16 protein-coding genes are annotated in these 18600 nt (G+C 70.2%); 3 read left to right on the top strand and 13 right to left on the bottom strand.

Features of this window, described 5'->3' with window-relative positions; genetic code table 11:
- Nucleotides 1–70: 70 nt before the first annotated feature.
- A complete protein-coding gene (locus ABE85_RS05955; RefSeq protein WP_067271172.1) occupies nucleotides 71–1423 on the top strand; it encodes an MFS transporter in 1353 nt (450 codons plus the stop codon).
- A gap of 99 nt (nucleotides 1424–1522) precedes the next feature.
- On the opposite strand, the gene nusB is transcribed toward ABE85_RS05955, so the two are convergent.
- From nusB to ABE85_RS06015, 12 genes are all read right to left on the bottom strand, one after another.
- A complete protein-coding gene (gene nusB / locus ABE85_RS05960; RefSeq protein ID WP_067271176.1) occupies nucleotides 1523–2047 on the bottom strand; it encodes a transcription antitermination factor NusB in 525 nt (174 codons plus the stop codon).
- Nucleotides 2044–2508 carry a 6,7-dimethyl-8-ribityllumazine synthase gene (gene ribH / locus ABE85_RS05965; RefSeq protein WP_067271179.1) on the bottom strand — a complete coding sequence of 155 codons (465 nt, stop codon included), beginning with the start codon at nucleotides 2506–2508 and terminating at the stop codon, nucleotides 2044–2046. Before ribH ends, nusB begins: the two co-directional genes overlap by 4 nt.
- Nucleotides 2509–2520: 12 nt before the next feature.
- Nucleotides 2521–3642 carry a bifunctional 3,4-dihydroxy-2-butanone-4-phosphate synthase/GTP cyclohydrolase II gene (gene ribBA, locus ABE85_RS05970; RefSeq protein WP_067271181.1) on the bottom strand — a complete coding sequence of 374 codons (1122 nt, stop codon included), beginning with the start codon at nucleotides 3640–3642 and terminating at the stop codon, nucleotides 2521–2523.
- 84 nt (nucleotides 3643–3726) lie between these two features.
- Nucleotides 3727–4821, bottom strand: a complete 1095-nt coding sequence (ribD, locus tag ABE85_RS05975) for a bifunctional diaminohydroxyphosphoribosylaminopyrimidine deaminase/5-amino-6-(5-phosphoribosylamino)uracil reductase RibD (protein WP_067281995.1) — start codon at nucleotides 4819–4821, stop codon at nucleotides 3727–3729.
- Between the two features lie 94 nt (nucleotides 4822–4915).
- Nucleotides 4916–5449 (bottom strand): prepilin-type N-terminal cleavage/methylation domain-containing protein, encoded by a 534-nt coding sequence (locus ABE85_RS05980; protein ID WP_197507217.1) that lies wholly within the window; start codon nucleotides 5447–5449, stop codon nucleotides 4916–4918.
- Between the two features lie 19 nt (nucleotides 5450–5468).
- Nucleotides 5469–6575 (bottom strand): hypothetical protein, encoded by a 1107-nt coding sequence (locus ABE85_RS05985; RefSeq protein WP_067271187.1) that lies wholly within the window; start codon nucleotides 6573–6575, stop codon nucleotides 5469–5471.
- Nucleotides 6572–7273, bottom strand: a complete 702-nt coding sequence (locus ABE85_RS05990; protein ID WP_067271189.1) for a PilW family protein — start codon at nucleotides 7271–7273, stop codon at nucleotides 6572–6574. The genes ABE85_RS05985 and ABE85_RS05990 overlap by 4 nt, the downstream gene beginning before the upstream one ends.
- Nucleotides 7274–7284: 11 nt before the next feature.
- Nucleotides 7285–7764: a type IV pilin protein gene (locus ABE85_RS05995; protein ID WP_197507218.1), complete on the bottom strand. Its 480-nt coding sequence runs from the start codon at nucleotides 7762–7764 to the stop codon at nucleotides 7285–7287.
- A gap of 32 nt (nucleotides 7765–7796) precedes the next feature.
- Nucleotides 7797–8405: a GspH/FimT family protein gene (locus tag ABE85_RS06000; protein WP_067271192.1), complete on the bottom strand. Its 609-nt coding sequence runs from the start codon at nucleotides 8403–8405 to the stop codon at nucleotides 7797–7799.
- A 238-nt stretch (nucleotides 8406–8643) separates the two neighbouring features.
- The gene (nrdR, locus tag ABE85_RS06005) at nucleotides 8644–9087 is read right to left on the bottom strand and encodes a transcriptional regulator NrdR (protein WP_067271194.1); all 444 of its coding nucleotides are present in this window, start codon (nucleotides 9085–9087) and stop codon (nucleotides 8644–8646) included.
- A gap of 16 nt (nucleotides 9088–9103) precedes the next feature.
- Nucleotides 9104–10354, bottom strand: coding sequence for a serine hydroxymethyltransferase (glyA, locus tag ABE85_RS06010; RefSeq protein ID WP_067271197.1), 1251 nt, complete (start codon nucleotides 10352–10354; stop codon nucleotides 9104–9106).
- Nucleotides 10355–10753: 399 nt separating this feature from the next.
- The gene (locus ABE85_RS06015; RefSeq protein WP_067271200.1) at nucleotides 10754–11602 is read right to left on the bottom strand and encodes a lytic transglycosylase domain-containing protein; all 849 of its coding nucleotides are present in this window, start codon (nucleotides 11600–11602) and stop codon (nucleotides 10754–10756) included.
- Nucleotides 11603–11908: 306 nt separating this feature from the next.
- Between ABE85_RS06015 and ABE85_RS06020 the strand changes: the two genes are divergently transcribed.
- Nucleotides 11909–13462: a UbiD family decarboxylase domain-containing protein gene (locus tag ABE85_RS06020; protein ID WP_067271204.1), complete on the top strand. Its 1554-nt coding sequence runs from the start codon at nucleotides 11909–11911 to the stop codon at nucleotides 13460–13462.
- Between the two features lie 249 nt (nucleotides 13463–13711).
- Here the strand turns inward: ABE85_RS06020 and ABE85_RS06025 are convergent, their stop codons facing one another.
- On the bottom strand, nucleotides 13712–14479 hold the full coding sequence (locus ABE85_RS06025) for a YdcF family protein (RefSeq protein WP_067271207.1): 768 nt from the start codon (nucleotides 14477–14479) through the stop codon (nucleotides 13712–13714).
- An 88-nt stretch (nucleotides 14480–14567) separates the two neighbouring features.
- Between ABE85_RS06025 and ABE85_RS06030 the strand changes: the two genes are divergently transcribed.
- Nucleotides 14568–18587, top strand: a complete 4020-nt coding sequence (locus ABE85_RS06030; RefSeq protein WP_157521974.1) for a DUF748 domain-containing protein — start codon at nucleotides 14568–14570, stop codon at nucleotides 18585–18587.
- The last annotated feature ends 13 nt before the right edge of the window (nucleotides 18588–18600 follow it).

Genomic DNA, 18600 nt, shown 5'->3' on the forward strand with positions numbered 1-18600 from the left:
GATGTCCGCCATGCCGTCCGCTTCCACTGCTTCCGCCGCTCCCGCCACTCCCACTGGAACCTCGCCGGGCATGCCCGACGCAGACACCGACGGCGTGCCGCTGCCGCGCCGTCACGCCGCGGTGACCGCATTGCTCGGTGCGATCGCGCTGGTCGTGCTGGACGGCGCGATCGCCAACGTCGCGCTGCCCAACATCGCGCAGACGCTGAACAGCTCGCCGGCCGATGCCATCTGGGTAGCGACGGCCTATCAACTCGCGGTGGTGATGTTCCTGCTGCCCGCATCGGCGCTCGGCGAGCGGCTCGGCTACCGTCGAGTCTTCGTCGCTGGCGTCTCGCTGTTCACCGCGGCGTCAGCGCTGTGCGCGCTGGCGCCCTCGCTGGGATGGCTGGTGGCGGGGCGTTGCCTGCAGGGCCTGGGCAGCGCGGCGGTGATGCCACTGGGTCTCGCGCTGCTGCGCTTCACCTATCCGAAGCGACTGCTCGGGCAGGCCATCGCGTACAACGCGCTGGCCGTCGCAGGCGCGTCGGCGGCGGGGCCCGCCATCGGCGCTGCAATCCTGTCGGTGGCCGGCTGGCCGTGGCTGTTCGCGGTGAACCTGCCGGTCGGTCTGCTGGTGCTGGTCGCCGCTCGCGGATTGCCGAACACGCCCGGCACGCGGCGCCCGCTCGACGTGGTGAGCGTCGCCCTCAATGCGGGGATGTTCGCGACCTTCGTGCTCGGTGGCGATCGGGTGCTGGCGAATCCGCTGGAAGGCGGCGCGCTGCTGGCCGCAGCGGTCGTCTGCGGCACGCTGCTGGTCCGTCGCGAGCTGCCGCGCGCGGCACCGCTGATCCCGCTCGACCTGCTACGCTCGCCGTCGTTCCGGATGTCGATCATCGCGTCGGTGTGCTGCTTCACCGGACAGATGGCGAGCTACGTCGCACTGCCGTTCTACATGCATCACGTGCTGGGGCTGAGCGTGCTAGAGACGGGATTGCTGATGACGCCGTGGCCGTTGGCGGTGATGCTCGCCGCGCCGTTGTCCGGACGACTGGCCGATCGCCTGCCGACCGCCTGGCTCTGCGCGGCGGGCGCCGGTTGTCTTGCCGCGGGGCTCGCGCTCTGCGCGGCCTGGCCGGTGCAGGCCGATCCGCGACCGTCTCTGGTCGTCTTCACCGCGCTGGCGGGGCTGGGCTTCGGCTTCTTCCAGACGCCCAACAACCGCAACATGCTGCTGTCCGCGCCGAAGGAGCGCAGCGGCGCCGCCGGCGGCGCGCAAGGCGTGGCACGGCTCACCGGTCAGACGCTGGGCAGCCTGTTGATGGGGCTGCTGTTCACGTGGCTGCCGGCGTCACGAGCCTCGCATGCGGGCCTGGGGATGGCTGCGGGATTCGCACTGGTGGCAGGGCTGGTGAGCGTGTTGCGAGGGCGGGCGACGTAGGCGACGCGCTGGCTCCAGCCGCCAGCACGGTGCTCGCAACAATGAAAAAGGCCGACGCCTCCCATACGGGAGAAACGTCGGCCTTGCTCCGTGTGGAGATCAGCTGCCGCGAACGGCCTTGACCTCGACGGGACGCAGGTCGATCGCCGCGCGGTCCAGCACGCCGTTGACGTACTTGTGGCCGTCGGTGCCGCCGAAGGACTTGGCCAGTTCGACGGCCTCGTTGATCGCGACCTTGTACGGGATGTCGATGCAGTTCTTCAGCTCGTACGCGCCGATCATCAGGACCGCGTGCTCGATGGGCGACAGCTCGGTCGTCTTGCGGTCGGCGTGGCGGGCCAGCACCGCGTCCAGATCGGCCGCTTCCTCGATCGCGCCGTTGAACAGCTTGTCGTAGTGACCGCGGTCGGCCTTCTCGAAGCCCTCTTGCTCACGCGTGTGCGCGTCGATGACGCCGACGTCGTCGCCGGTCACCAGCCATTGGTAGATGCCTTGCAGCGCGTGCTCGCGCGAGCGGCGGCGGGCCGACTTGGCCGGGGCCTTCTTCGCGGCCGGCTTGCCGCCCGCGTTGCCACCGTTCTTGGGAGCGGGCTTGCCGGCGGGAGAGTTGTCGTTCGTGTTCACTTGAGTTCTTTCAGCAGCTGTGCCATTTCAACGGCCACGGTCCCGGCATCGCGGCCCTTGTCTTCGGCCCGCGCCCAGGCCTGTTCCTCGTTCTCGACCGTCAGGATCGCGTTGGCGATCGGCAGGCGGTGGTCCAGCGTCAGGCGCGTCACGCCGGCACCGCTCTCGTTGGCGACCAGTTCGAAGTGGTAGGTCTCGCCGCGGATGATGCAGCCCAGCGCGACGAGCGCGTCGAACTTCCCGCTGACGGCCATGGCCTGCAGCGCCAGCGGCACTTCCAGCGCGCCCGGCACGGTCACGTGGCGGATGTCGGCGTTCTGCACGCCCAGCCGGGCCAGTTCGCCCAGGCAGGCCTTGGCCAGCGCCGTCGTCAGTTCGTCATTGAAGCGCGCCTGGACGATGCCGACGCGCAGACCGCGTCCGTCCAGTCGGGTCGATTGACCCTTGTCAGATCCTTGCATGCGGGCCTCGGTTCAGCAGTTCTTGTCAGTGGCGCCAGCGGCGCCTTCCTGGGCGGCCTGGAAGCCGGTCACTTCCAGCCCGTAGCCGGTCATGCTCGGCATGCGGCGCGGGCTGCCCAGCAGCTTCATCCGCTGCACGCCGAGTTCGCGCAGGATCTGCGCACCGACGCCATAGGTGCGCAGGTCCATGGTCTGGCGGGCGTCTTCCGAGGCGGTGGGCTGCAGGCGCGCCAGCAGGGCGTCCGCGTCCTCGCCGCAGTTCAGCAGCACCGCGACGCCGGCGCCTTCGCGCTGGATCGCCGCCAGCGCCTGCGGCAGCGGCCAGCTGTGGCCGCAGCGGCCGGCGTCGAGCAGGTCCATCGCCGAGAACGGCTCATGCACGCGCACCAGGACTTCCTGGTCCGGCTGCCATTGGCCCAGCGCCAGCGCCATGTGGACGTTGTTCGAGCGGTCGCGGAAGACGTGGCACTCGAAGCGGCCCTCGCGCGTGTCCAGCGGACGCTGCGCGATGCGCTGCACGATCGATTCGTTGCGGCTGCGGTACTCGATCAGGTCGGCGATGGTGCCGATCTTCAGGCCGTGTTCCTTGGCGAAGATCTCCAGGTCCGGCAGGCGGGCCATGGTGCCGTCGTCGTTCATGATCTCGCAGATCACGCCGGCGGGCGTCAGGCCGGCCATGCGCGACAGGTCGCAGCCGGCTTCCGTGTGGCCGGCGCGCATGAGCACGCCGCCGTCCTGCGCCTGCAGCGGGAAGATGTGGCCCGGCTGCACCAGGTCGGCCGCGACCGCGCCCTTGGCGACCGCCGCCTGCACGGTGCGCGCGCGGTCGGCGGCGGAGATGCCGGTGGTGACGCCGGTGGTCGCCTCGATCGAGACGGTGAAGGCGGTGCCGTGCTTGGTGCCGTTGCGCGTGGCCATCGGCGGCAGTTGCAGCAGTTCGCAGCGCTCGCGGGTCAGGGTCAGGCAGATCAGGCCACGGCCGTGCTTGGCCATGAAGTTGATCGCTTCCGGCGTGACGTGGTCGGCGGCCAGGACGAGGTCACCCTCGTTCTCGCGGTCCTCTTCGTCGACGAGGATGACCATGCGGCCGGCTGCCAGCTCGGCGACCAGCTCGGGAATCGGTGAAATAGGCATGGGGCGATTGTAGGCGGGGCGGCCCGGGCATCCGGCGCGCGAGGTTCCTCGGGAAGCGTGGGTGTCGTGGGCACTACAGGGGTGCTACGCGGGGACCGGCCGCAGTCTCAGCCGCAGATCGCCCCCGACGGCCTGGCAGTCGACCATCCGGAAGCGCGGCGCCCCGTCGAGGGCCGTCAGTCCGCCCAGGTCGACCATGCCGCGGCCTTCGCCCAGCAACATCGGCGCGACGTAGATCAGCAGCTCGTCGATCAGCCCGGCGCGCAGCAGCGAACCGTTGAGCTTGTAGCCGGCCTCGATGTGGAGCTCGTTGACCTGGCGCCTGCCCAGGTCGCGGATCGCCGCACCGAGGTCGACCTTGCCCCTGACCGGATCGGCGACGGAAACCAGTTCCGCCCCGCGAGCCGCGAGCGCGGCGCCGCGCTCGCCCGGCTCGGCCAGCGCGTGATAGATCAGCAGTTGGCCGGGCGGCGCCAGCAGGCGCGCGTCGGGGGCCAGCTCCAGACGAGAGTCGATCAGCACGCGCTGCGGCTGCAGCACGGTGTCGACGTCCCGCACGTCCAGGCGCGGATCGTCCTCGCGCGCGGTGCCGATGCCGGTCAGCACCGCACCGGCACGGCGTCGCCAGGCATGGCCGTCGCGCCGGGCCTCGGGGCCGGTGATCCATTGGCTCACGCCGTTCGACAGCGCGGTCCGCCCGTCCAGGGACGCGGCGATCTTCATCCGCACGAAGGGGCGTCCGTGACGCATGCGGGTCAGGAAACCGACGTTGAGCTCGTGCGCCTCGACCGCGGACGGATGGTCGGTCGGCAGGACCTCGGTGGCGATGCCGGCGGCGCGCATCCGTGCCAGTCCTTGACCGGCGACCTGCGGATTGGGATCGTCGAGCGCGACCACGACCCGTCCGACGCCGGCCGCGATCAGCGCGTCGCAGCAGGGCGGGGTGCGGCCGTGGTGGGCGCACGGTTCGAGGGTCACGTAGACGGTCGCGCCGCGCACGTCCTGACCCCGGGCCTGGGCGTCGCGCAGGGCCATGACCTCGGCATGCGCCTGCCCGGCGGCCTGCGTGTGCCCCTGGCCGAGCACGCGATCCTGGCCGTCGACGATGACGCAGCCGACACGGGGGTTCGGGTCGGTGAGGCCGACCGCGGCCTGGGCCAGGCGCACGGCCTCGGCCATCCAGCGGTCGTCGCGCGGCGGCGTGACCGGGCTGCGTTCATGCGACGGAGCGGGCGACAAGGCGGGCGATGGAACGTCTTGCATGGCGCGGAGTCTAGCGGTGCGATCCCGGAGGCAGCTGCAGCAGGCCGGAGAGGGCCGGATCGGTGACGGGAAGCAGGCTCTCGAGGGTGACGGACTGGGACCTGCCGGTGCGATCCGTCCACTGCACGCGCACCTGCACCGGGCGCAGCGGCGGCGTGAGGGCCACAGCCTCCGACCCGCCCTCGTCGGCGCCGCGGCCCAGTGCGTCGGTCGCGGGCGCCGCACGGCCCGCGACGGCGTACTCGATGTCGGGCCCTTCCCATGACAGCGTGGGGGAGGGACCGTCCGGCTGCCAGCGCCAGCGCTCGAGTTCGTTGTGGGCGAGCCGCAGGGCCTGGTCGTGGTGGCGGGCTTCGTCCGCGACCACGCGCAGCCGCACCTGGAGCGTCATGAGGGCGATCGCGCCGATGGACAGCAGCACGAGCGCGACCAGCGCCTCGATCAGCGTGAATCCGCTGCCGACGCGGTGCCGGACGCGGCCGCATCGTGGATCGCGGGGGAAGGGGGCCGAATGCTTCATCGGGGACGTCGTCGGGGGCTTCATGGGGGCTTCATTGGGGGCTTTATCGGGTGGGTGTCCAACCGCCGGGGACCGGCACGAAGCTCCCCATCTGTCGATGGATGCGATAGAGGACGGCGGCGTCATGGATCAGTTCGACCGAGCCGGCCTTGTCGACGCGGGCCTCGCTGATCACCGCGCCGCGCAGCGAGGTCGACAGGCCGGCAGGCGGATGCCAGTCGACGCCGTCCTTCGCGTAGAGCACCCCTTGCGGATGACCGGCGGCCGTCAGGTCCAGCCGGCCGTCGACGATCAGCACGAGCGGCGTGCCGTCGAGCGCCGATTCGGGCCACTGGGACAGGTGCGCGTCACCGTCTATCCAGATCAGGCGGCGTCCGCGCGCCAGCGCCTGCGCGAGCGATCCGTCGCAATCGCCGCTGCAGCGCAGCCGGGTGAGGGCAGGCTGGTCGCGATAACGTCCCGGCGGATAACCGAAGACCCGGAGAAAGCTCCCCGGCCCTTCGATCACTGCGGTGGGCGGCGGCACACGCAACGCGCTGAGGAGCGCCAGATGCTGCGCGACCTCGGCCACGCCGATCGGGCCGTTGGAGATGTCGTCGCAGTCCGCCCGGCGGTCGCTGCAGCCGCGTGCGATGAGCTTCAACTGCCCGGGGCGGCCCGCGTCGGCGAAGCGGATGCTGAACTGCGGTTGCGCTTCGCCGTCTGCGCGCGGCACGGCTGCGTCCGCGTTCCCGCCGACCGCGCAGCGACAGGACCAACGCAGCGGCCCTGAGTTCGCGCAGAACGGCGCGGCAGTCGTCGTTGCCGCGGGTGCCGCCGCGGACGGCGGACTGGGCGCGTGATAGTGGCCGTCGGCGCCGATCAGCAGGAAGCGGCCGCGGAAGTCCGAGGACGCCCCGCCGTCGGCCGCCGATCGAACCGTCGCGGGTCGGCAGGCGTCATCGATGGCGCCGCCGTTGAGCATCGCGACCGCCCAGGCCATGCCGGACTCCGCGGCCTCGCCGGCCGCGGCGGCGCGCAGGTCGTTGGCGGCCACCCGCTGCGCCGTCGTCAGCTGCCGCGCCGCCCAGGCGGCTCCCAGCGCGAGCACGCCCAGCAGCACCACGCACATCGCCAGCGTGCCCAGTCCCCGCTCCTTGCGCCGCATCATGAGCAGGCTCCCGACAGTGCGTGGTTGTGCAACGGGCTCAGCAGTTCGAGGTGATGAGTCACGCGTGGGTCGTGCGCTGCCTCGGCATCGACGATCAGGGTCACCAGACGCGCGGACAGCGTCGGCGCGCAGGCGGCGCCACCGACGGCGCAGGACGGGTCGCAGGCGTCGCCCAGCGGATGCCCCTGCGACGCGAGACGCACTTCGAGCCGCCGCACGCGCAGCAGGTCGGGGTCCGTCAGCGGCTGGTAGCGGCCGGAGATCAACTGGTCGATCCGACCCTCGCTCAGGCGGAAGCCGGAGGTCTCGCGGACGCTTGCGCCGCCGGAGGCGCTCCCGTCCCGGGCGAAGCTGTAGGTCAGTCGCCGGCCGGTGTCCTCCACCGTGACATCCGCGTAGGGATTGCGGACCGGCACGTCCGGGTCGTCCTGCCAGACGCCGTCCTGCGCGCGGTCCCAGAACGCCGCGCGCCTGAGATCGCGCAGCATGAGTTCGGCCGTCGCGCGCAGTTCCTGCTGGACCTGCAGCTCCAGCATCAGCCGGTGGTGTTCGCCCAGCTGGACGCCCGCCATCGCGAAGGCACCGGCCAGCAGCAGGAGACCGATCGTCAGGCCGATCATGAATTCGACCAGGGTGAAGCCGCGTGTGGATCCTGGCGAGCGGCGGCGCGGCACGGCGCCTTGGCGGTGATGGCTCATTGCTTTCTCCCTCACTGCGGCCAGCAGGCGTTGGACTGCTCGACGCCCTGCGCGTCGAAGCCGGTCGTGGTGACGGAACCGACCTCGAGCCGCAGCGTCAGCACGCGGCACTTCGCGTCCGCGGTCTGACTGCCTTGCGCTGTCGCCTCGACGCGGTAGCGGGTGGCATCGGCCTGAACGATCCGCAGTCGATAGAGACCGCTGGTCGTCGTCGCGGGCTGCTCGATGTCTTCCAGGCGGTCGGCGTATCGAGGGTTGCGCGAGCGGAAGCGTTCCTGCGCAAGCTGGATCGCCTGCAAGGCGTCACGCGCCTCGGCGCGACGGCCCTTCACGACCTGATCGCGGAAGCCGGGCAGCGTGAGCGTCGCCAGCACGGCCACGATCGCCAGCACGGTCAGCAGCTCGATCAGCGAAAAGCCGCGGCGTTTGATCCAGGCGGTCGTTCGCTCATCCATGCGCTCATCCATGCGCGCGGTCATGCGATGGTTCATGCGATGGCTCAAGGGATGGTTCGTGCGCGCGGTCATGTGCACCTCGGCAGGCGGTTCAGCGCGCCATCGGGCGTGCAGCTGCGCACGCGGCCCGTGATGCTGACGATGTGACGGACCGAGCCGATGCCGGCCATGCGGACCTCCACCGTGCCGCTGACCGACACGGTCCCCTGGCGTCCGCTGAACAGCATCGAGGGCACGTTGGCCGTGACCTCCGGCCGGCCGAGGTCGCGCACCCATCGCACCTGCTTGATCGCCTGCGCCTCGGCGCGGCAGGTGGGCGGCGCGTCCAGATGGCAGTCGCAGCCGCCGGCGGCCCCGGTGTGCAGCACGTAGCAGCGTCCGCTGCCACTGACGGCGGATTCATCGCCGCCGAATCGCAGGATCACATTGCGCGAGCCCTGGATCGCCTCGCTGCGCGCGAGCTGAAGATCGCCGAGGACCGCCTGCGCGGCGTTCGCGAGTCGTTGACGCCACAGCCAGTCGCGCAGTTCGGGCCCGGCGAGCAGGGCCACGAGCACGACCAGCGCAACGCTGACCAGCACTTCGATGAGGCTGATGCCGCGCGGGGCGGTCAGGGCAGGGGATGTGAACGGGGAAGCGGAGGACGGAGCGGAGGGCGGAGCGGTGGAGGGCTGCAAGGAAGATCTCCCGAAGAGTTGCTGAGAACTCTAGGGAGATGGCCTGCGTTGCGCTTCGCCTTCAGGAGGGAAACGCCGACCCGCTGAAGGGGGCCGGCTTTTGGGGGAGAAGTCGGGCAGAAAACGGGCGGAAACGGAGGCGATGGGGGATACGCCTGAAATGCCCGTGAAGGGCGCGTGATCCCGGACCACGCGCTGACGAACTGGGGGGGCTGCTCAGCGGTCGCTGAGCGCTCGCTCAGATGTCGCGGATCAGCTGCCGGAACTCGTCGACGTCCTCGAACGAGCGGTACACCGACGCGAAGCGCACGTAGGCGACCTTGTCGATGCGCTTGAGCTCGCGCATCACGTGCTCGCCCAGCTTGGTCGACGGGATCTCGCGCACGCCCGTGCTGAGCAGCTTCTCCTGGATGCGCTCCAGCGCCGCGTCGATCTGCTCGATGCTCACCGGCCGCTTGCGCAGCGCCAGCGTCATCGACGCGCGCAGCTTGCCCATGTCGAACTCGGCGCGCGTGCCGTCCTTCTTCACGACCATGGGCAGCGCGATGTCCGCGCGCTCGTAGGTCGTGAAGCGCTTGTCACAGGACTGGCAGCGACGGCGGCGACGGACCACGTCGCCTTCGTCGGACTCCCGGGTCTCCGACACTTGCGTGTCACCGTGACCGCAGAACGGGCATCGCATGCGCCGCGGCCCCGCTTCAGCGGTAGACCGGGAACTGACGCGTCAGCTCGGCCACCTGCTCGCGCACGCGGGCCAGGTTGGCCTCGTCATGCGGGTTGTCCAGCACGTCGGCGATCAGGTGGGCGGTCTTGCGGACCTGCTCCTCCTTGAAGCCGCGCGTGGTCATGGCCGGCGTGCCCAGGCGGACGCCGCTGGTCACCATCGGCTTCTGCGGGTCGTTCGGGATGCCGTTCTTGTTGCAGGTCATGTGGGCGGCGCCCAGGATGGCCTCGGCTTCCTTGCCGGTCAGGTTCTTCGGACGCAGGTCGACCAGCATCACGTGGCTTTCCGTGCGGCCGGAGACGATGCGCAGGCCGCGCTCGATCAGCGTGTCGGCCAGCACCTTGGCGTTGGCGACGACCTGCTGCTGGTAGGCCTTGAACTCGGGTGTCAGCGCCTCCTTGAAGGCCACCGCCTTGCCGGCGATGACGTGCATCAGCGGACCGCCCTGGATGCCGGGGAAGATCGCCGAGTTGATCTTCTTGGCGATCGCTTCGTCGTTGGTCAGGATGATGCCGCCGCGCGGGCCGCGCAGGCTCTTGTGCGTCGTGGAGGTGACGACGTCGGCATGCGGCAGCGGGTTCGGGTAGGCGCCCGCGGCGATCAGGCCGGCGTAGTGCGCCATGTCCACCATGAAGTAGGCGCCGATCTCCTTGGCGATCTTGCCGAAGCGCTCGAAGTCGATGCGCAGCGAGTACGCCGAGGCGCCCGCGATGATCAGCTTGGGCTTCTTCTCGCGCGCCAGCGCTTCCATCGCGTCGTAGTCGATCTCTTCCTTGGCGTCCAGGCCGTAGGAGATGACGTTGAACCACTTGCCGCTCATGTTCAGCGCCATGCCGTGGGTCAGGTGGCCGCCTTCGGCCAGGCTCATGCCCATGATGGTGTCGCCGGGCTGCAGCAGCGCGAAGAACACGCCCTGGTTGGCCTGCGAGCCGCTGTTGGGCTGCACGTTGGCGAACTCGGCGCCGTAGAGCTGCTTCAGGCGGTCGATCGCCAGCTGCTCGACGATGTCCACGTACTCGCAGCCGCCGTAGTAGCGCTTGCCGGGGTAGCCCTCGGCGTACTTGTTGGTCAGCTGGCTGCCCTGGGCTTCCATCACCGCCGGAGAGGTGTAGTTCTCCGAGGCGATCAGCTCGATGTGGTCTTCCTGGCGCCGGGTCTCCTGCTGGATGGCAGCGAAGACTTCGGCATCGACGGTGGCGAGGGTCTGTTGGGTGCGGTCAAACATGATGATGTCGGCTCAAGGGTTGGCGCCGCCCGGCCGTCAACGCATCGTCGTGGTCGCCGGTCAAGGATGACAGGGCGACCCGGCGACGGAGGACGGAACGACGGCGGCCCAGGCGAACGGCACGGACAGCCAGGGAGATCCCCGGCCGTTCGCGCTTCCCGGTGGTGGCCCACCTCGGGCGACGCCTGCGCCGGAGACAGATCCGTCTCCGGTCAGGGCGCCCTGATCGCCAGTTGCGCGAAGCCCGCAGTGTAGCCGCACCAGCCAGGGGCGCCGGCCGACTCGTGACATTGTTCCCACGGCAGTGGGGCGTAGGCTTCACCCAATGAAGAACGGGTTCCGATGGAACCCGTTTTCAGGACTGCGCCCCATGGCGTCGGAAGACCGGGGAACGTCCGCTCAGTGCATGACGGTCATCGCGACCTGCTCGCCGGTCGACGCCGGCGCGGACGCCGGCTCGCGGATCGGGCGCGGCGCCGACGGGCTGACGTTGCGGCCCTGGGCGACGGCCTTCAGCAGGTCCTGCTCGGCCAGCACGCGCGAGGCGTAGCCGGTGTCGTCGGGCAGGTTGGCGGCGCCGACGTAGCGGCGCAGGCCTTCCTCCAGGCTGCCGGCGCGCTGGATGCATTCCTTGAGCACCTGCACGCCGACGCGCAGGTTGGTGACCGGGTCGAAGGCGGCGAAGTTGCCGCCGAAGGCCTCGTACTTGTCGTCGTGGACGCGCGTCATGACCTGCATCAGGCCCTGGGCGCCGACGGCGCTCTGGGCGAAGGGGTTGAAGCCCGATTCGATCGCCATGATGGACAGGATCAGCGTCGGCTCGACGCGGGCGCGCTGGCCGACTTCCCAGGCTTCCTTGACCAGGCGGCTGACAGGCTCCGGCGCGACGCGGTAGCGGCGGGCCAGGTAGTTGGCCACCAGCGCCTGCTGTCGGGTGAGCTCCTTCGGATCCACTGCGGTGGCACGGGTGATCGCGTCGGGCTCGGCCATCAGGGCGAGCACGTCGCCGGAGGCTTCGACGCGGGCCTCGTGGCGGGCATTCAGCCACCCCAGCACCTGGCCTTCCAGTTGCTGGCGCAGGTCGGCCTGGCTGGCGAAGACCAGCCCGACGGCGACGACGGCGAAGCCCACCAGGGCGAGCGTGTTGTGACTGACGACCAGGAGGCCCTGGCCGATGTCCTTGACGAAAAGCACCAGGGCGGCTTGCGCCTGGCGGGGCAGGGATAGCAGGTCTGAACGCGCTGTCATGCGACTCCTTTCTTCGACCACACCCGGTGTTTGTCTGGCGAGCCGCTCGAAGCGTTCACTCGCGAAACAGCCACCTGGGGGTGGTGATAATGGGCCGGCTCGGGCGTCGTCGACAGCCTGGAGGGCTCTCAGAGGGCTCCAGGCTCTTGATGCGACAGACGGGCGATCCAGCGTCCATTGGCAGCACACCGGTTTTGCGTCCCACAGCAAAGACCGGGATAACCCTGGGGTCAGGGCAGGGCGCGATTTTATGGATCAAAAATAACCCGTCAACCGTATGGGCCTTGTTCTTAACTACTTTGGGTTATGAAGTACCGAGATCTGCGTGACTTTATGGGCGCTTTGGAGGCCATGGGCGAGCTGCGCCGCGTGGCCGAGCCGGTGTCGCCGGTCCTCGAGATGACGGCCGTCAGCGACCTCGTCCTCAAGGCGGAGGGCCCGGCCCTGCTGTTCGAACAGCCGACCGGCTATCGCATGCCGGTGCTGGCCAACCTGTTCGGCACCCCGAGACGGGTGGCGCTGGGCATGGGCGCCGAGTCGACCACCCAGTTGAGGGAGGTCGGCCAGCTGCTGGCGACGCTGAAGGAGCCGGAGCCGCCGCGCGGCCTGCGCGACGTGGGCAAGCTGGCCCAGATGGGCAAGGCGCTGTGGGACATGAAGCCGTCGCTGGTGAAGCGGCCGGCCTGCCAGGAGCAGGTGGTCGAGGGCGACGACGTCGACCTCAAGCGCCTGCCCATCCAGACCTGCTGGCCCGGCGACGTCGGTCCGCTGCTGACCTGGGGTCTGGTGGTGACGCGGGGGCCGCAGAAGATCGCCAATCCGCGGCTGCGTCAGAACCTCGGTATCTATAGACAGCAGCTGATCGGGAAGCGGCAGCTGATCATGCGCTGGCTGGCCCATCGCGGGGGTGCCCTGGATTTCCGCGACTTCGGCATCGCGAATCCGGGACAGCCGTTCCCCATCGCCGTGGCGCTGGGCGCCGACCCGGCGACGACGCTGGGCGCGGTGACGCCGGTGCCGGACACGCTGTCCGAATACCAGTTCGCCGGCCTGCTGCGGGGCTCGCGGACCGAGGTCGCCGACACGAACGTCGGTGAGGCAGGCCGCATGCTGCAGGTGCCGGCGACGGCGGAGATCGTGCTCGAAGGCCATATCCCGCCGGCCGCGCCCGGCTTCACCGGCCACAGCGAGGACGGCATCCCGCTGAAGGAGAAGGGCGGCTACCTCCACGCGCTGGAAGGCCCTTACGGCGACCACACCGGCTATTACAACGAGCAGGACTGGTTCCCCGTCTTCGAGGTGAACCGGATCACGCAACGCGACGGCGCGATCTACCACTCGACCTACACCGGCAAGCCGCCCGACGAGCCCGCCGTGCTGGGCGTGGCGCTGAACGAGGTGTTCGTCCCCATTCTCCAGAAGCAGTTCCCGGAGATCGTCGACTTCTATCTGCCGCCGGAAGGCTGCAGCTACCGGATGGCGGTCATCTCGATCAAGAAGGCTTATCCGGGCCACGCCAAGCGGCTGATGTTCGGCCTGTGGAGCTACCTGCGCCAGTTCATGTACACGAAGTTCATCGTGATCGTCGACGAGGACGTCGACATCCGCAGCTGGCAGGACGTGATCTGGGCGATCACGACGCGCATGGACCCGGTGCGGGACACGACGCTGGTCGAAGGCACGCCGATCGACTACCTGGACTTCGCCTCCCCGGTGAGCGGCCTGGGCGGGAAGATGGGCCTGGACGCGACCAACAAGTGGCCGGGCGAGACGCCGCGCGAATGGGGCCGCGTGATCGAGATGCCGGCCGAGCAGAAAGCCCGTGCCGCGGATCTCTATCAGCGTTTGTTCGGGGGCTAGGAAAGTACGGGTTCGGGCGGGTCAGGCCTTGAAAGGGCCGTCGCGCGGACCTACTGTTGTTGGGCCTTTCCGGCACTTCAACTGGCGCAGTCTCTGCGCGCCAGGAGCCCTGCGGCAATTCGCCGCGGAGCCCCAAAGGCGGCTGGTCCGCCCACCCCTTCCTCGTCCGGCACGCCCGGCGCGGAGGGGGTTTCTATTTGGGTCGACGATGTCCTGTCGAGGGGTTCGACGCCTCGTCGCCCCGTCGGCTCAATGACCGCCGACGTAGCCCAGCCATTCGTAGCCCAGGTAACGCGCCCGCGAGATGCCCTCCTGCGAAGGCAGCAGGTCGCGCCATTCGAAGCCGGGCAGCGCCAGGCCGAGCGGTGCGGGGACGACTTCCACCTCCGGCGGCAGCGCCTCGCGGAAGGCGCGCAGCGAGCGGCGCATGTGCACGTCGTGCGTGACCAGCACGACGCGCCGGATCGGCTGCCCGCGCAGCAGTTCGGCGGTGAATTCGGCGTTCTCGCGGGTGTCGGTGGCGCGGTCTTCCTTGGCCGCGAGCGTGAAGCCGAATTCCTGTGCCGCGGTGCGCTCGGCCAGGGCCGCTTCGGTCATGCGCTCGTCCGACGAGTCGCGCGGCGTGCCGCCGGTGAACATCAGCGGGATGCCGGTCTGCCGCGACAGCCAGATGCCGTAACGCAGCCGCTCGATCGACAGGGCCTTGAGCTGGGCGCCGCCGTATTCCGGCATCAGCTTGCGCGCGCCGCCGCCTAGCACCACGATCATGGTCTCCTTCGGCGGAACGTCCTTCAGACGCTCGACCTGCACGGCCTGCTGAGGCCCCAGCAGCCGGTCCTGCAGCCACAGTGCGCCGAGCTCGGTGCTGCCGATCCACACGGCGATCAGTCCGGTCGCGAACAACGCACCGGAGAGCCAGCGGCGGCGGTGCCGCAGCCACCACGCGAGCAGCAGCAGCGGAAAGGCGCCGGTGGGCGGCAGCAGGAGCGCCGCGACCGCATGTATCAGGTCGTTCATCGAGAGCCGGGGATCGGTGTCAGGTGTTGAGGCCCGCCAGCATAATCAGCTTCCTTGACGACTCGTCCGGGTTCCGCCGGCTGCTCCCGTGTTCTTCTCTGCTCTTCCCGTCTGGCCGCGGCGCGCCTTGCGCGTGCTCGTGGGTCTGGTGCTGTCCGTCGTCGCGCTGCTCCTAGCGGCGTGGATCGCGCTGCCGATGTGGATCGAACGGGCGGGCGTGCGGATCGCGTCGGACCAACTGGGACGTCCCGTCACCCTGGGCAGCGCGAGCTTCACGCCGTGGCGGCTCGCGCTCACGCTGGATGAGCTGAAGATCGCCGGCCCGACGACCAGCGCGCCGCCGCTGTTCGAGGTCAGGCAGGTCCGCACGGTGCTGTCGCCGCGCTCGCTGTGGCATCTGGCGCCGGTGCTGTCCTCGCTGACGGTGGCGTCGCCGCGGGTGCGCGTCGCGCTGCTGGCCGACGGCAAGACGGACCTGGACGACATCGTCGCCCGGCTGGCCGCGGCGCCCAAGGCGCCGACCGCGCCGGACGAGGGCCCCGCCGAAGCGGCCCTCTACAACATCGAACTCACCGACGGCGAGTTCCGCCTGGACGACCGCGGCGCGGGGATGGTCCATGAACTGAAGGCGCTCCACCTCGGCATTCCGTTCCTGTCGACGCTGGATGCGGACGTCGAGGTGCATGTGCAGCCGCGGCTGTCGGGGCGACTGAACGGCGTCGGGTTCCAGAGCGAGGGCGAGGTGCAGCCCTTCGCTGACACGCGCAGCGCGAGCATGACGGTCAAGCTCGATGCGCTGGACCTGTCGGCCTACCGCGCCTACTGGCCGAAGGAGCTGCCGATGCGGCTGGCCAAGGGCCTCGTCGATTCGCAGTTGACGCTGAATTTCAAGCAGGCGCCGAAGCAGCCGCCCGAGGTCAAGGTCAGCGGCAAGGCGTCGGTGCGCGAGCTGTCGCTGCAGCGGCGCGCGGGTGTTGGATCGGACGTGAAGGCGGACACTGGCTGGGAAGACTGGCTGCGCTGGCAGGCGCTGACCGTCGACCTGGCGGACGTGCAGCCGTTGAAGCGGCAGGTGCTGCTGGGCGCGGTGACCTTGAAGCAGCCGGAACTGCTGATGGGCCGCGACGCGCAAGGGCGCCTGTGGCTGCCGGAGATGCCCGCGGCGTCGACGCCAGCATCGTCCGATGCGGACAGGACGCCGGCAAAGACGCCAGCGAAGGCCGCCGCACCCTGGCGCGTCGGCGTGCAGCAACTGGCGCTGGAAGGCGGTCGCGTCGGCTGGACCGACGAGACGCTGCGTCCGGTGGCCCGGTGGAACGTGGACGGTCTGACGGTCAAGGGCAGCGGGCTGAACTGGCCGCTGGCCGCCAAGGCCGCGCCGGTGGAGATCGGCGCGACGCTGTCGCCCGAGGGCGGGAAGAGCCCGGCCGCGTTCAGCGGCAAGGGTGAGGTCGGCACGGCGGGCATCGCGCTCGACTGGGCGCTCAAGGACCTCGCGCTGGACGGCTTCGCGCCGTATCTGAAAGCGGCGACGCCGCTGTCGGTGCAGGGCCGCTTCGCGACTCAGGGCACATTGCGCGCGGGCCCGGCGGGTGAGGACCTCAAGCTGTCGTTGAAGGCGCTCAGCCTCGACGAGGTGCAATTGGCGGACGGCAAGACGCCGGTGCTGACGTTGAAGCAGTTGAGCCTCGATCAGGCGGAGCTTGCGCTGGACAGCCGCAGGCTGACGGCCGGGCGACTGGCGCTGGTGGCGCCGAAGGCGCAACTGGGTCGGGACAAGGCCGGGAAGTGGAGTTGGGACGCCTGGAAGGGCGCTTCGACGTCGACGCCTGCTGCGAGCGGGCAGGGGGCCGCGACGGCCACGTCGACTTCGCGTCGGCGCGGATCCGAGGGGCGCGGCGATCGCTTGACGCTGGACGTGCCCGAAGTGCTCGAACGCCCCGCGGCCGCGGCGGTACCGGCCAACGACGCGCCCTGGACGGCGCAGATCGCGGAGATCGCCGTCGAAGGCGGCGAGGCGACCTTGCTGGACCTCGCCACGCACGTGCTCGACGACGAGCCGGCCCGGCCGATCGGCGTGCAGGACCTGGTGCTGAAGGTGTCGGGCATCGACTGGGACGGCCGCCAGCTGCGCAAGCCGCTGCCGGTGCAACTGGGCGCCACGCTGCGCCGACCCGACGCCACGCGCCGCAGCGCGCGCGAGGTGCCGAAGTTCCGCTGGGACGGTCAACTGGCGCTGGCGCCGCTGAAGGCGTCGGGCCGCCTCACCGCCGAGCACCTGCCGTTGCATTGGGCCGATCCCTACCTCGATCCGGCCATCGGCATCCACCTGCAGCGCGCCGAGGGGTCGATGCGCGGCGGCTTCGATTTCACCGAAACGCCCAAGGGACCGTCCGTGCGCGCCGGCGGCGAACTGGTGATCGCGGATCTCCGGCTGCGCCAGGCGCGGCTGCAGGACGGCAGACGCCGTTCGGCCGAAGACCTGCTGAGCTGGCAGAGCATGAAGCTGGTCGGGCTGCGACTGGCGCTCGCGCCCGGCGGCGCGCCGGACGTGAAGATCCAGCAGGCCGTGCTGGACGAGTTCTACGCGCGCCTGATCATCAACGAGCAGGGGCGCCTCAACCTGCGCGACCTGAACCAGACCGAGCAGGGTCAGGCCGTGCCCGCCGTGCCGGGCTCGCCGGCGGCGTCCGCGCCGGTCGCGGCGACGGTGGCCCGCGCGACCTCGGCACCGGGTCCGGCAGCGAACGTTGTATCGAACTCAGTTGCGGTCGCGACCGGCGCTCCGGCGTCGGCCGGCGCCGCCTCGTCCGCGGCCGGCGATCCGCCGCTGCGCATCAGCATCGCCGAGACCCGCCTCAACGGCGGCAAGGTCGACTTCAACGACCGCTTCATCAAGCCCAACTACAGCGCCAACCTCAGCGAGCTGACGGGGACGCTGGGCGCGTTCTCCGCAGGTTCCGCGGCGATGGCGCCGCTGCAGCTCAAGGGCAAGGTCGAGGGCACCGGCCTGCTCGACATCAGCGGCCAGTTGAACCCCAGCGGCGCGCCGCTGGCGCTGGACATCACCGCCAGCGCGACCGACATCGAGCTCGCGCCGCTGTCGCCCTATGCCGGCAAGTACGCGGGCTACGCGATCGAGCGCGGCAAGCTGTCCACGCGGGTGCATTACCAGATCGAGCCCGGCGGCCGGCTGGAGGCCGACAACAAGATCGTGCTCAACCAGCTGACCTTCGGCGACCGCATCGACAGCCCGACGGCGACGCGGCTGCCGGTCAAGCTGGCGGTGGCGCTGCTCAAGGACAGCGACGGCGTCATCGACGTCAACCTGCCGGTGAGCGGCTCGCTCAACGATCCGGAGTTCAGCGTCGGCGGGCTGGTCGTGAAGCTGATCGTGAACCTGTTGACGAAGGCGCTGATGGCGCCGTTCTCGCTGCTGTCGGGCGGGGGCGGTGGCGCCGAGATGAGTCAGCTGGAGTTCAAGCCGGGCACGGCGGCACTGCAGACGGAGGCGGCGAAGAAGCTCGAGCCGTTGACCAAGGTGCTGGCCGACAAACCGACGCTGCAGTTGAGCATCACGGGCTGGGTCGATCCCGAGGGCGAACGCCGCGCGGCGCAGGGGGCCCGGCTGGAGGACGCGATGATCGCCGAGCGTCGCCGCGAACTGCGGCGCACGGCGGTGACCCAGGCGGTCACGCAGGCGGCGAGCGCGCCGGGGGGCGCTGCATCGGGCGCGTCGGGCGCCGTCGACGCGGGCCCGGCCCCGGTCGTGCTCGACGACGCACAACGCGCGCGGCTGCTCAAGGTCGTCTACGACAACGCCAAGCTGCCCAACAAGCCGCGCAACCTGATCGGTCTCGCCAAGGACATCCCGGCGGCGCAGATGCGCGAGCTGCTGATGGACAGCTACACCGTCACCGACCAACAGCTGCGCGAACTCGCCCTGCAGCGCGCGGTGACCGTCCGCGACGCGCTGCTCGAGCGCGGTGTGCCGAACGCGCGCATGTTCCTGGCCTCGCCGAAACTGCATGCGAAGGACGACGAGCGCGGTGCCGACAAGGACAAGGCCTGGCAACCGCGCGTCGATCTGGCGCTGAGCGCACAGTAGGTCCGGGGCGCCC

This window comes from Mitsuaria sp. 7 (assembly GCF_001653795.1).
GTDB lineage: Bacteria > Pseudomonadota > Gammaproteobacteria > Burkholderiales > Burkholderiaceae_C > Roseateles.